Raw genomic sequence first — 13,041 nt, 5'->3', positions numbered from 1 at the left:
GCCGGGGACCTCCCGGTTAGCTAGGAGACGATGGCGCTCCGCATCGAGGACTACGCGCTCGTCGGCGACATGCAGAGCGCCGCGCTCGTCGGGCGCGACGGCTCCATCGACTGGCTGTGCTGGCCACGCTTCGACTCGGACGCCTGCTTCGCGGCGCTGCTCGGAAGTCCGGAGAACGGGCGCTGGCGCATCGCGCCACGGCTCGAGCCGCGGAGCGTGACCCGCCGGTACCGGCCCGGCACCCTCGTCCTCGAGACGGAGTTCGAGGTGGAGGGCGGGCGCGTCCGGCTCGTCGACTTCATGCCACCGCGCCACGACGTCCCGGATCTCGTGCGCGTGGTGGAGGGGGTCGAAGGCCGCGTCGGGATGGACTTCGACCTGCGGCTCCGGATGGAGTACGGCACCCGGCGACCTTGGCTGCGGCGGCTCGACGGCGGGATGGCCGCGCTGGCGGGGCCGGACGCGGTGCTCCTTCGCTCGCCTACGCCCTGCGAGGTCGAGCCGGACTGTGCCCGCCACGCCTTCGAGATCGAGGCGGGGCAGCGCGTCCCGTTCACGCTCACCTGGTTCCCATCGCACCGGGCGCCGCCGGAGCCGATCGACCCATTCGTCGAGGTCGAGCACACCGAGCGGTTCTGGGCAAAGTGGTCGTCGCGCTGCACGCACACCGGGCCGTGGCACGACGAGGTCGTGCGGTCCCTCGTGACGCTGAAGGCGCTCACCTACGCGCCGACCGGGGGCGTCGTCGCGGCGGCGACCACCTCGCTGCCCGAGCACGTCGGGGGTGTCCGCAACTGGGATTACCGGTTCTGCTGGCTGCGCGACGCGACGCTCGTGCTCACGGCCCTCGTCGACGCCGGGTATGGCGAGGAGGCGGCTGCGTGGCGCGACTGGCTCCTGCGCGCCGTCGCGGGGGATCCCGCGGAGATGCAGATCATGTACGGCCTCGCGGGCGAGCGGCACCTCGAGGAGCGCGAGCTGCCGTGGCTCGACGGCTACGAGCGCTCGCGGCCGGTGCGCGTGGGGAACGCCGCGTATCAGCAGCTCCAGCTCGACGTGTACGGGGAGGTGATGGACTGCCTCTTCCAGGCGGAGGAGGCGGGCCTCGCGCCGGTGCCGGAGGGCTGGCGGCTGCAGCGGGCGCTGCTCGACTTCCTCGAGGGCTGCTGGCACGAGCCCGACGAGGGGATCTGGGAGGTGCGCGCCGAGCGGCAGCAGTTCACCCACTCGAAGGTGATGGCGTGGGTCGCCTTCGATCGCGCCATCCGCACCGTGCGCCGCTTCGGCCTGGAGGGCCCAGTGGACCGCTGGCGGGCGCTGCGCCACGAGATCCACGAGGACGTGTGCCGCCGCGGCTACGACGCCGAGCGAGGCGCCTTCGTGCAGCGTTACGGCGCGAAGGAGCTCGACGCGAGCCTGCTCCTCATCCCGGCGGTGGGGTTCCTCCCGCCGCGCGACCCGCGCGTGCTCGGGACCATCGACGCCATCGCGCGAGAGCTGGTGGACGACGGGGGCCTGGTGCGCCGCTACGACTCCGCGAAGACTCCGGACGGGCTGCCGGCCGGGGAGGGGATCTTCCTCGCCTGCTCGTTCTGGATGGTGGACGCCCTCGCGCTCGCCGGGAGGCACGAGGAGGCGGTGCGCCTCTTCAGGCGCGTGGCGGGCCTCGCGAACGACGTGGGCCTGCTCTCCGAGGAGTACGACCCTCGCGCCCGGCGGTTCGTCGGGAACTTCCCGCAGGCGTTCAGCCACATGGCGCTGGTCGGCAGCGCCGAGATCCTCGCCCACGGGGGCGGGCCCGCGAGCCGGCGATCCCGTTAGTCGCCGGCCCGGGGCCCCGGCCCGCTACGGCCCGCGGTACACCGTCAGCCCGCCGTTCGCGCCCTTCCACGTCGGCATGTGGCTGAAGTACACGATGCGCTGGTCCGCCCCCGCGAAGGCGTCGATCTGGATGGAGCTCACCGGGTTCTGCCGGGCAAAGAGCGGTGACGCGCCCGGGACGGGGAACGTCCACGCGCCCCCCTTGTACCGGCCGATGACGCCGTAGCCGAGCCCGGCCCAGACCGATCCGTCGAGCGGATCGCACGCGACCGAGTAGACGGGGCAGATGGGGTTGTCGAGCTCGTCGGCCCAGCAGTACTCGGCCGGGATGGCGACCTTCTCGAACACGTCCTCCGGCAGCGGCTCCCCGGGCGCGCGCCGCGCGAGCCCGTGGATGCCCGAGCCGACCCAGAGCGTCCCGTCCGTGCAGAACGACAGCGAGTTCACCGCGTCCTGGTAGGTGTGGTCGAGCGCCATGAACTCCGACGCCGAGGCGACGATGGGGTCGGGCCACAGGTCGTAGAAGCCCGTCCAGCTGCTCGTCTTCGGCGGGAACATCGCGGCGCGCCAGGAGTCCGGGCGCGCGCCCGCGCCCTTCTTCACGGCGAGGCGGATGGAGTTGGCGCCCCAGGGATCGCCCGTCGTGGGATCGATGGCCAGGGCCGTCGAGGTGCCGGTGATCATCTCGGCGCGGTCGCCGCGGAGGACGCCGTACAGATCCGGGTGGTCGTGCTCCCACACGTCCTGCGCCGCCTCGAACCCCGGGAAGCGCGTGGCGTCGACGCCCCAGCCTCGCTCCGTCGCGTTGGCGAGGAGCAGCGAGAACGTCCCGTGCGAGCCCGCGAACCAGACGTCGCCGTAGTGCAGGCCGCGGCCCTGGTCGTGCTCGACGGCGATGCGGTGGACCTGCCGGACCTTCTTCCGGCCGAGGTTCCAGAAGTCGTAGGCGCCGCTCTCCTGGAGCGGATCGACGCGCTCGGGCGGCGCCGCGATGAACACGTGCCGCTCCCGCGCGAGCGTCCCCGCCGCCGGGTCGAACGCGACCACGTCCGCGCCGCCGGAGGACATCCACCACTCCGGATCCAGGTCGCCGTCGGTCCCCATGCCCATGAAGCCGATCACCGCGCGCCCGGGCTGGGCGCCGGCGACGGAGATGACCGGGCACATGAGGGTCTGCGCCTCGTCGCAGTTCGTCGTGAGTCCGGCGCTCTTCGCGTCGAAGGCCTTGAACTCTGCGTCCCCGCGGGCCTTCGCGAACACCGCCGCGCCCGCGGCGACGTACACGTTGCCGTCCTCGTCGGCGGATGCGTCGTACACGCCGACCGCCTGGCCCTCCGCCGCGTAGAACGTCCAGCTCCCGATCGTCGCCGGCGCGCCGAGCGTCACCGCGGGCTGCTCCTCCGGCGGCGGCACGACGATGGGCGGGTCCTCCGGCGGCGGCTGCACCGGGGGCGGCTGCACCGGCGGTGGCTGATCCACCGGCGCGGTCGTCGAGCCGCCGCCTCCCCCGCACGCTGCCAACAGCACCGCCGCCACGAAGCAAGCCTTCTTGCCGAACCTTCCGATCACGCCGCTGCCCCTTTCTCACCCATCCCGGCGCTCGCCCTGTGGACGGACGAGCGGGTTTCCGTTGGGACGCTGCGGGTGGCTGCGCCCGGCAGCAACTGCCGCGGCGTGACGGCTCACCAACGAGGCGCCCTCGCGCGCACCGCTTAGGCCCTTGCACGCTCCGTGTCGGATGGCCGGACCTCCCCCGGCGCGCTCGCGGCGGGGAGTTGCCCGTACGCCGGCACGGCGAGCGGCCAGCCTCGCGCAGGTTCAGGGCCAGCCCGGGCGAGCGCCGCCGGAAGCTTGCGATCAGGGCCCCAGGTCGCCTAACAAGGTTGGTCCCCATCCGGAGGCGTCGTTGAGCGAGGAAACGCGTGCTCCCGTCCTGCTCGTCCGCGCGGGCGGGCGCGTCTGCGCGCTCCCGCTGGCGGACGTGATGGAGATCATGCGTCCGCTGCCGACCACTCCGGTCGCAGGTCTCCCTCCGTTCGTGCTGGGCGCCTCGGTGGTGCGCGGCGCCGCGGTACCCGTCGTGAAGCTCTCCGCCTTCCTCGGCACCGCCGAGGCGGCGGCTGCCGAGCGCTTCGTGCTCGTCCGGTGCGGCGCGCGCGCCGCGGTCCTGGCGGTGGAGGAGGTCTCGGGGGTCGTGCCGCTCGAGCGGGTGGATCGGGCGGCGAGGCCGCTGCTCGGCGTGGCGGAAGGCGCTGCGGCGGAGGCGCTCGGCGCGCTCGACGGCGAGCTGCTCGTCGTGCTCCGCGCCGCGCGGATCGTCCCCGACGACGCGTGGCGCGCGGCGGCGGGCCGGGAGGACCTCGCGTGACGGCGCGCGACCGCACCGAGCAGCTCGAGCGCTTCCGCCGCGCGGTGGGCGCGAGGCTCGGGCTGCGCTTCGAGGACGACAAGCTCGAGCTCCTCGCGGAGGTCGCCGCGGAGCGCGTCGAGGCGACCGGCGCGCGGTCGCTCGACGCGTACGTCGCGCGGCTCTCCGGGGAGGCGGGGCGCGACGAGATCCGGCCGCTGGCGGCGCGGCTCACCGTCGGCGAGACCTACTTCTTCCGGAACGCGAACGACATGGAGGCCTTCTCGGGCCTCGTGCTCCCCGAGCGCGTGCGGCGCCGCGGCGCCGACCGCCGGCTGCGCATCCTGTCGGCGGGGTGCGCCTCGGGCGAGGAGCCCTACACGCTCGCGATGCTCGTCCGCTCGGCGCCGCAGCTCGCCGGGTGGGACGTGCGCGTCCTCGGGATCGACGTGAACCCGGCCGCCATCGCCCGCGCTCGGGAGGGCCGCTACTCGCCGTGGTCGCTCCGCCAGACCACGCCCGCGCTGCGGGCCCGCTTCTTCCGCTCGGAGGGCCGAGACGCGCGCGTGGTGGACGACGTGCGCGCCCTGGTCTCCTTCGAGGAGCGCAACCTGGTCGAGGAGGACCCGGAGCTGTGGGCGCCGGGCAGCTTCGACGTCGTGTTCTGCCGGAACGTCGTCATGTACTTCGCGCCGGAGGTGTTCCGCCGCGTGGTGGCGCGGATCGCCGGTGCGCTCGTGCCGGGCGGCTACCTGTTCCTGGGCCACGCCGAGACCCTGCGCGGCGTGTCGACCGAGTTCCACCTGCGCCAGTCCCACGGGACGTTCTACTACCAGTCGAGGGGCGAGGAGGAGGCCGGGGAGGCCGCCGCCGTCCCCGAGCGCGAGGGGCCCGCGCCCACGCCGCCCCCCGACGCCCGGACCGCCTGGGTGCAGGCGATCCAGGACGCGTCGGAGCGGGTCGCGAAGGTCAGCGCGGCGGCGCACGCGGCCGCCGCGCAGCCGTCCCTCCGCGAGGAGGCCCTTCCGCGGAGCGGCGCCGCCCCGCGCGAGGACGGCGCCCGGGTGGCGCTCGCGCTCGAGCTCCTCAGGCGCGAGCGGTTCGCCGACGCGCTCGCCGCGCTCGGCGGGCGGGCGCCGGCCGGCGGGGAGGACGTGGACGCGCTGCTGCTCCGCGCCGTCCTCCTCACCAGCAGCGGCGACCTCGAGGGCGCGGAGGGCGTGTGCGCGCGCATCCTCGAGCGCGACGAGCTCAACGCGGAGGCGCACTACCTGCGCGCGCTCTGCCGCGAGCACGCCGGGGACCTCGCCGCGGCGGCGGACCACGATCGCTACGCGCTCTACCTCGACCCGACGTTCGCCATGCCGCGCCTGCACCTCGGCCTGCTCGCGAAGCGCGGCGGCGACCTCGAGGCCGCGCGGCGGGAGCTCTCCCGCGCCCTCGTGCTGCTCGCCGGCGAGGAGGGCTCGCGGATCCTGATGCTCGGCGGGGGCTTCACGCGCGACGCGCTCCTCGACGTCTGCCGCGCCGAGCTGAACGCCTGCGGAGGGATCCCGTGAGCGACGACGCGAGCCTCGAGCGGACGGCGGCGGCCCTGCGCGCCGCCTTCGACGCGACCTTCGCCGCCCCGGCGCGCGGGGCGCGGCGCGACCTCGTCCCGCTGCTCGCGATCCGCGCGGGCGGCGAGGCCGTCGCGGTGCGCCTGCTCGAGACCGCGGGCCTCCTCCCGGCGAAGGCGATCGTGCCCGCGCCGAGCCGCCGTCCGGAGGTGCTCGGGGTGTGCGGCCATCGGGGCGCGGTGCTCCCCGTCTTCAGCCTCGCCCGGCTGCTCGGGCTCGCCGAGGAGGGCGAGGCCCCGCGCTGGATGCTGCTCGCCGGCCGGGAGGAGCGGGTCGCGCTGGCGTTCGGCGCGCTGGACGGGCACCTGCTCGTGCCCCCTTCGGCGCTCCAGCGGAACGCGGGGGAGGCCGTGGGCCACCTCGCCGAGGTCGTGGAGATCGAGGGCGCCGGCCGCCCGGTGGTGAGCGTCCCATCGGTCCTGCGCGCCGTGACGGGTTACACACGCGGAGAGTGACATGAACTCGAGGTTCACGTTCTCGCAGAAGCTCACGCTGGCGTTCGCGCTCGTCGTCGCCGTCGCCCTGGCCATCGCGGGCGTCGCGGTGTTCGCGCTGCGCGAGGCGGTGGCGCGCAAGGACGAGGTCATCGACCTCGCGGTCCAGCACCTGGTCAACGCCGAGCGGTTGAACGCCATGAGCTTCCGGAAGGCGGCGGAGGCCCGCGCCTACCTCATGTCGAGCGACGCGCGGTACCTCGAGGCGATGCAGGCGGCGCGCACCGAGATGCGCCGCGTCCTCGACGGGCTGCTCGCCCAGGAGGACGACGAGCGGCTGCGGCGCTTGCTCGAGGACGTGGGACGCATCGAGGAGCAGCACGGCGGCGCCGTGGACCGGATCCTCGCCGAGGCGCCCAGGACGAAGCTGGACTTCTCCGCGGCGCGGCTCGAGCAGGAGGTGCGGCCGCTCCGCGAGCGGCTCAACGCGGCCGTGGAGAGCTACATCGCCCAGCAGCGCGAGCTGCTGGACGCGCGGCGCCGGGCCTCCACCGAGGCCGTCTCCGACGCCATCCGGCTGGTGATGGCGCTCTCGCTCGCGGGCGTGGCGCTCGCGGGCGCCCTGGCCTGGTTGCTGGGGAGGACCCTGGCGCGGCAGATCGCCGGCGCGGTGCGGCACGTGGAGACCTCCTCCGCGGAGCTCAAGGCCGCCGCCGGCCAGCAGGCCACCGGCGCCAAGCAGCAGGCGAGCGCGATGGCCGAGATCACGACCACCATCAACGAGCTGCTCGCCACCTCGCGGCAGATCTCGGAGAGCGCGCAGCGCGTCGCCTCGATCGCCTCCGACACCGCCGCCGCCGCGCGGACCGGGGACCACGCGGTGCAGCGCAGCCAGGAGGCGGTGGGCGGCATCCGCCGGCAGGTCGAGCTGATCGTGAACCACATGCTCGACCTCGGGCGCCGGTCGCAGCAGATCGGCGGCGTCGTCGAGATCATCAACGAGCTGGCGGAGCAGACCAACATCCTCGCCATCAACGCCACCATCGAGGCGGCGGGCGCGGGCGAGGCGGGCCGCCGGTTCCAGATGGTGGCGGAGGAGATCCGCAAGCTCGCCGATCGGGTGGCCGGGTCCACGAAGGACGTCCGGGTGCTGGTCGACGAGATCCGCGCCTCGGTGAACACCACGGTGATGGCGACCGAGAGCGGCTCCAAGGCCGCCGAGTCAGGCGCGCGTCAGTTCGCCGAGCTCGCGGCGGCGTTCTCGCAGATCGCGCGCCTCGTCGGGATGACCACCGACTCCGCGCGCGAGATCGAGCTCTCCACCAAGCAGCAGGCGACCGCCGTCGAGCAGGTGAACGAGGCGATCGCGAACGTGGCGCAGGCGACGCGCGAGGCGGAGGCGAGCTCCGGCCAGTCGCTCCAGACGGCCTCCGAGCTCGCCACCATGTCGCGCGACCTCGCCCGCCTGGTCCAGACGCGCGAAGCCGCGTGAGCGCGATGGCCCGGGATCGCTACAAGTACTTCCGCATCGAGGCCCGCGAGCTGCTCGAGGGGCTCTCGCGCGGGCTGCTCGAGCTCGACCGGTCTCCCGGGGACCGCGCCGTCGTGGCTCGGCTGCTGCGGGTCGCCCACACGTTGAAGGGGGCGGCGCGCGTGGTGCAGCAGCAGGGCATCGGCGATCGTGCGCACGCCGCGGAGGACGCGCTCGAGCCGCACCGCGACCAGGGCGCCCCGCCCGTGCCGCGCGAGCGGATCGACGAGCTGCTGCGCCTGGTGGACGAGATGGCCGCCGCGGTCGCCGCGCTCGACGCGCCGCCCCCGACCGCGGCGGCGCCCGCGCCGGCCGGCGAGAGCCCTCCCGCGGCGAGGAGCGAGGAGCCCATCCGGACGGTGCGCGTCGACCTCCACGAGGTGGACGCGGTGGTGGAGACGACGCTCGAGGCGGGGGTGCACGTCGCGTCGCTGCGCCGGCAGCTCGGCCGGCTCGATCATGCGAAGGAGATCGCGCGGGCCCTCGCCGATCAGCTCTCGGCGCGGCGCGACGGGGCGCCGCCGCCGTCCCCGGCGCGGCTCCGCCCGCTCGTGGACGAGCTCTCCCGCGCGCTCGACGGGGCGCAGCGGGCGCTCGACGCCCGGGCGGACCAGGCGGAGCGGGAGATCGGCGAGGTCCGGCGGGTCGCCGACCGGCTGCGGCTCCTCCCGGCGCGCGCCATCGCGGGGCCGCTCGAGCGCGCGACCCGCGACGCGGCGCGCGCCCTCGACCGGGCGGTGACGTTCGAGCTCGAGGGCGGCGGCGTGCGCGTGGACGCGAACGTGCTCACGTCCATGCGGGAGGCGCTGCTGCACGCGGTCCGGAACGCGGTGGCGCACGGGGTCGAGCCGGCGGCGGAGCGCGCCGCGCGCGGGAAGCCGGCGTCGGGCCGGGTGCGCGTGGAGGTGGAGCGGCGCGGGACCCGGGTCGTGTTCCGCTGCCGCGACGACGGCCGCGGCGTGGACCTCGAGGCGGTGCGGGCGGCCGCGGCGCGCAGGGGGCTCGTGCCCGCCGGTGCGGCCGCCGGCCTCGACGACGCGGCGCTGACCGCGCTGCTGCTCCGCGGCGGGATCTCGACGAGCACGACCGTGACCGACGTCTCCGGGCGGGGGGTCGGGCTCGACGTCGTGCGCGACGTCGCCGCCCGGCTGCACGCGGAGGTCGCGGTCCGCACCGAGCGCGGACGCGGCACCGAGGTGGAGGTGGTCGTGCCGGTGTCGCTCACGGCGCTCACGGCGCTCCACGTCGAGGCCTCCGGCGCGGTGGCGGCGCTCCCCCTCGACGCCGTCCGGAGCGCCGCGTTCCTCGAGGGGACCCGGGTGGTGCGCACGGCGGAAGGCGCCGCCGTCGCCCACCGCGGCGCTCTCGTCCCGTTCGTCCCGCTCGCGGACGTGCTGGGACGGCCCCGCGCGCCGGGACCGCGGCGCGCCTGGTCCGCCGTCGTGGTGGAGGCGGGGGCGGGGCGCGTGGTGGTAGGGGCCGACCGGCTGGTGGGCACGGCCGAGGTCGTGGTGCGCCCGCTGCCGGCGTACCTGGGCCTCGACCCGGCGGTGGCGGGGGCGGCGCTCGACGGCGAGGGGAACCCCCGCCTGGTGCTGGATCCAGCGGGGCTCGTGGCGGGCGCGCGTCGCCGCGGGTCGTACGACGAGGAGGAGGCCCCCGCGCCGCGCGCGCCCATCCTCGTCGTGGACGACTCGCTGACGACGCGCATGCTCGAGCAGAGCATCCTCGAGTCCGCGGGCTACGAGGTGGAGGTGGCCGTCTCGGCGGAGGAGGCGCTCGACAAGGCCCGGGCGCGCCGGTTCGGGCTCTTCCTGGTGGACGTGGAGATGCCGGGCATGGACGGCTTCGAGTTCGTGCGCGTCACGCGCGCGGAGCCGCGGCTCGCGGGCGTGCCGGCCATCCTCGTGACGTCGCGGAGCGCCCAGGAGGATCGCGAGCGCGGCCTCGCCGCCGGGGCGAGCGCGTACGTCGTGAAGGGCGAGTTCGACCAGGGGCGCCTGCTGGCGACCATCGAGGAGCTGCTGAGGTGACCGGACCGATCCGCGTGCTGGTGGTGGAGGACTCGCTGACGGTGCGGAAGCGCCTCGTGGAGGTGATCTCCGCGGATCCCGAGCTCCGGGTGGTGGGCGAGGCGGAGGACGGGCGGCGAGGCATCGAGCTGTGCCAGCGCCTGCGGCCGGACGTCGTGACCCTCGACATGATGATGCCGGTGATGACCGGGGTGGCCGCCGCCGAGTACATCATGGCGTACTGCCCGACGCCCATCCTGGTCGTGTCGGCCTCGACGAACCGCGGCGAGCTCTTCCGGACCTACGACGCCCTCGCCGCGGGCGCCATCGACGTGCTCGACAAGCCGTTCGGCTCCGAGCCCGACGGCGTCTGGGAGGAGCGCCTCCGCAGCACGCTGAAGCTCATCTCGCACATCAAGGTCATCACCCACCCCCGCGGCAGGCTCGGCGCCATGCGACCGTTGCCGCTGCCCGGGCGCGAGGCGGCGGCCCGCACGAGCCTCGTCGCCATCGGCGGCTCCACCGGCTCGCCCGCGGCGGTCGTCGAGATCCTGCGGCGCGTGCCGGCGGATTACCCGCACCCCATCCTGCTCGTCGTCCACATCAACGAGCCGTTCGGCACCGCGTTCGCGGAGTGGCTGGACGGGCTCTCCCCGGTCCGCGTCCGGTACGCTCGCGACGGCGAGCGGCTCTCCGAGCGCGGCCGCGGGACGGTGCTCATGGCGCCGCCGGGCCGTCACCTCACCGTGGAGCGCGGCGCGCTCCGCCTGTCCGACGGGCCCGAGCGGCACAGCTGCAAGCCATCCGTGGACGTGCTGTTCGAGTCGGTGGCCCGCGACTGCGGGGCCGACGCGCTCGCCTGCCTGCTCACCGGGATGGGGCGGGACGGCGCGCAGGGGCTCCTCGCGATCCGGCAGGCGGGCGGCGCCACGATCGCCCAGGACGAGGCGACGTCGGTGGTGTTCGGCATGCCCCGCGAGGCGATCCTCCTGGGCGCGGCGGAGCGGGTCCTCCCGGTCCATGAGATCGGGGCGGCGATCGCCGCGCGCGCCGGCTCGGCGGGGAGGCCGCCATGACCGCCGTCCTCGTGGTGGACGACAGCCTCACCGTGCGGATGGACCTCGAGGAGGCGTTCTCCTCGGCGGGGTTCGAGACGGTGCTCGCCGCCGACGTCGCGAGCGCCCGCCGCGCGCTGGCGGCCCGCCGCTTCGGGCTCGCGGTGCTGGACGTGCTCCTCCCGGACGGCGACGGCCTCGAGCTGCTCGCCGAGATCAAGCGGTCCCCGGAGCACGGCGCCGTCCCCGTGGTGCTGCTCTCCACCGAGGCGGAGGTCCAGCACCGCGTCCGCGGCCTGCAGACCGGCGCCGACGAGTACGTCGGAAAGCCGTACGACTCGGCGCAGGTCGTGGCGCGCGCCCGCGAGCTGGTCCGCCGCCGGGGCGACGCCGCGGGGGGCGCCTCCCGGCCCGTGCTCGTCGTGGACGACAGCGTCACCGCGCGCGAGGAGCTGCGCGCCGCGCTGGAGCACGCGGGGCTCGAGGTCGTCACCGCCGGCAGCGCGGAGGAGGGGCTCCTCCTCGCGGCGGAGCTGCGGCCGCGCGCGATCGTCGTCGACGGGGTGATGCCCGGGATGGACGGGGCCGCGTTCGTCCAGGCGATCCGCGCCGACGCCGCCCTCCGCACGACGCCCTGCATCCTGCTCACCGCCTCCGGATCCGTGGGGGAGCTCCGCGCGCTCGACGCGGGCGCCGACGCCTACGTCCGGAAGGACGAGGACGGGAACGAGCTCGTGCTCGCGCGCCTGCAGGCGCTCCTCCGGTCCGCGACCTCGGCGACCTCGGTGGCCGCCCCCGGAGCCCTGCCCGCGCCGCGGCGGATCCTCGTCGTCTCCGCCGGAGCCTCGACGTTGCTCTCCGACGTGGCGGAGGCGCTCCGCCAGGAGGGGCACGACGTCGTGTCGGCCACCTCTCCCGAGGAGGCCCTCGCGCTGCTCGCCGTCGATCGCGTCGACGCGATCCTGGTGGAGTCGACCCGCGCCGGAGAGGAGGGCGCCGCGGCGTGCCTGCGCATCCGCGGCGACGGCCGGTGGCGGCACCTGCCGGTGCTCGTCCTCGGCGCGCGCGCCGAGCCCGAGGCGACCGTGGAGGCGCTCGCCGGCGGGGCGGACGACTACGTGCCGGTGGCGAGCGGGCCGCTCGTGGCGCGAGCGCGGGTGAACGCGCAGCTGCGCCGCAGCCAGTTCGAGGACGAGAACCGCACGCGAGAGGGATACGTGCGGAGCGCCGCGATCCTGGAGACGATCTCGGACGCGTTCTTCGCGGTCGATCGCGACTGGCGCTTCGTCTACGTGAACCACGCGCTGGAGAGCATGGTGCGCGCGGAGCGCGACGCGATCGCCGGCACGACCCTCTGGGATCAGTGCCCGTTCCTGGCGCGCGGCGGCGGGGCGCGGGCCGAGCTGGAGCGCGCGATCGACAGCCAGGTGCCGGTGACGTTCGAGGCGCGCGGGCCGGGCGACCGCTGGATCGAGGTGCGCGCCTTCCCGCACCGGGACGGCCTCACGGCCTACCTGCGCGACGTGACCGAGCGCCGCCGCACGCAGGAGGTGCAGGCGCACCTGCTCGGCATCACCGGCCACGATCTGCGCACGCCGATCTCGGTGGTGCGCGTCTCCGTCGACGTGGCGCTGCGCGACGCGCAGCTGTCCGAGCGGAACCGGCGGGTGCTGTCGCGCGCCGCGGGGGCGGCGGCGCGGATGTCCCGGCTCGTCAACGACCTGCTCGACTACTCGCGGGCCCGGCTCGGGAAGGGGATCCCGATCGCGCCGCGGCCGAGCGACCTCGACGCGATCTGCCGCGACATCATCGAGGAGGTGAGCAGCGCGCACGGCGGCCGGAGGATCGCGTACCAGCCCGGCGTCGACGGAGCGGGGGAGTGGGACCCCGATCGCATCGGACAGGTCCTCTCGAACCTGCTCACCAACGCGGTGCGCTACAGCCCCGAGGACGCGGCGGTGTCGGTCGCGTGGCATGCCCTCGACGACCGGCGGGTGATCTCGGTGCACAACGAGGGGCCGCCCATCGACCAGGCGCTCCTCGCGAACCTGTTCGAGCCATTCGAGCGCGGGCGCACCGCCGCGAGCGGCGGCACCGGGCTCGGGCTCTTCATCGTGCGGGAGATCGTGCGCGCTCACGGCGGGAGCGTGGCGGTCGCCTCGGACGCCGGGAGCGGCACGACCTTCAGCGTGAGCTTGCCGGCGCGGGCCGGAGGAGGGTGA

General features: G+C 75.3%; 9 protein-coding genes. 8 read left to right on the top strand and 1 reads right to left on the bottom strand.

Annotated features, from left to right (window positions below; genetic code table 11):
- Positions 1 to 30 precede the first annotated feature (30 nt).
- Positions 31 to 1,821 (top strand): glycoside hydrolase family 15 protein, encoded by a 1,791-nt coding sequence (locus ANAE109_RS12145; protein WP_012097162.1) that lies wholly within the window; start codon positions 31 to 33, stop codon positions 1,819 to 1,821.
- 24 nt (positions 1,822 to 1,845) lie between these two features.
- On the opposite strand, the gene ANAE109_RS12140 is transcribed toward ANAE109_RS12145, so the two are convergent.
- Positions 1,846 to 3,390: a hypothetical protein gene (locus ANAE109_RS12140; RefSeq protein WP_012097161.1), complete on the bottom strand. Its 1,545-nt coding sequence runs from the start codon at positions 3,388 to 3,390 to the stop codon at positions 1,846 to 1,848.
- Between the two features lie 337 nt (positions 3,391 to 3,727).
- On the opposite strand from ANAE109_RS12140, the gene ANAE109_RS12135 reads away from it, so the two are divergent.
- From ANAE109_RS12135 to ANAE109_RS23425, 7 genes are read left to right on the top strand one after another with little or no spacing between them, the layout of a single operon-like run.
- Positions 3,728 to 4,189: a chemotaxis protein CheW gene (locus tag ANAE109_RS12135; protein ID WP_012097160.1), complete on the top strand. Its 462-nt coding sequence runs from the start codon at positions 3,728 to 3,730 to the stop codon at positions 4,187 to 4,189.
- Positions 4,186 to 5,727, top strand: coding sequence for a CheR family methyltransferase (locus ANAE109_RS12130; RefSeq protein ID WP_012097159.1), 1,542 nt, complete (start codon positions 4,186 to 4,188; stop codon positions 5,725 to 5,727). Before ANAE109_RS12135 ends, ANAE109_RS12130 begins: the two co-directional genes overlap by 4 nt.
- Complete coding sequence (locus tag ANAE109_RS25305; RefSeq protein WP_012097158.1) at positions 5,724 to 6,242, top strand: chemotaxis protein CheW; 519 nt, start codon at positions 5,724 to 5,726, stop codon at positions 6,240 to 6,242. Before ANAE109_RS12130 ends, ANAE109_RS25305 begins: the two co-directional genes overlap by 4 nt.
- Before the next feature lies 1 nt (position 6,243).
- Positions 6,244 to 7,713 (top strand): methyl-accepting chemotaxis protein, encoded by a 1,470-nt coding sequence (locus ANAE109_RS12120; RefSeq protein WP_012097157.1) that lies wholly within the window; start codon positions 6,244 to 6,246, stop codon positions 7,711 to 7,713.
- A 5-nt stretch (positions 7,714 to 7,718) separates the two neighbouring features.
- On the top strand, positions 7,719 to 9,785 hold the full coding sequence (locus ANAE109_RS12115) for a response regulator (RefSeq protein WP_012097156.1): 2,067 nt from the start codon (positions 7,719 to 7,721) through the stop codon (positions 9,783 to 9,785).
- Positions 9,782 to 10,840 carry a chemotaxis-specific protein-glutamate methyltransferase CheB gene (gene cheB / locus ANAE109_RS12110; protein ID WP_012097155.1) on the top strand — a complete coding sequence of 353 codons (1,059 nt, stop codon included), beginning with the start codon at positions 9,782 to 9,784 and terminating at the stop codon, positions 10,838 to 10,840. The genes ANAE109_RS12115 and cheB overlap by 4 nt, the downstream gene beginning before the upstream one ends.
- Positions 10,837 to 13,041: a response regulator gene (locus ANAE109_RS23425; protein ID WP_012097154.1), complete on the top strand. Its 2,205-nt coding sequence runs from the start codon at positions 10,837 to 10,839 to the stop codon at positions 13,039 to 13,041. The genes cheB and ANAE109_RS23425 overlap by 4 nt, the downstream gene beginning before the upstream one ends.

The organism is Anaeromyxobacter sp. Fw109-5, from assembly GCF_000017505.1.
Classification (GTDB): Bacteria; Myxococcota; Myxococcia; order Myxococcales; family Anaeromyxobacteraceae; genus Anaeromyxobacter.
Note: the sequence above shows the minus strand (reverse complement) of the source record. Positions and strands in the feature narration are given on the sequence as shown.

Excerpts from the sequence above, each read along its gene's own strand:
- ANAE109_RS12145 (WP_012097162.1), top strand. The coding sequence starts at position 31 with ATGGCGCTCCGCATCGAGGACTACGCGCTCGTCGGCGACATGCAGAGC.
- ANAE109_RS12120 (WP_012097157.1), top strand. The coding sequence starts at position 6,244 with ATGAACTCGAGGTTCACGTTCTCGCAGAAGCTCACGCTGGCGTTCGCG.
- ANAE109_RS12115 (WP_012097156.1), top strand. The coding sequence starts at position 7,719 with ATGGCCCGGGATCGCTACAAGTACTTCCGCATCGAGGCCCGCGAGCTG.
- ANAE109_RS23425 (WP_012097154.1), top strand. The coding sequence starts at position 10,837 with ATGACCGCCGTCCTCGTGGTGGACGACAGCCTCACCGTGCGGATGGAC.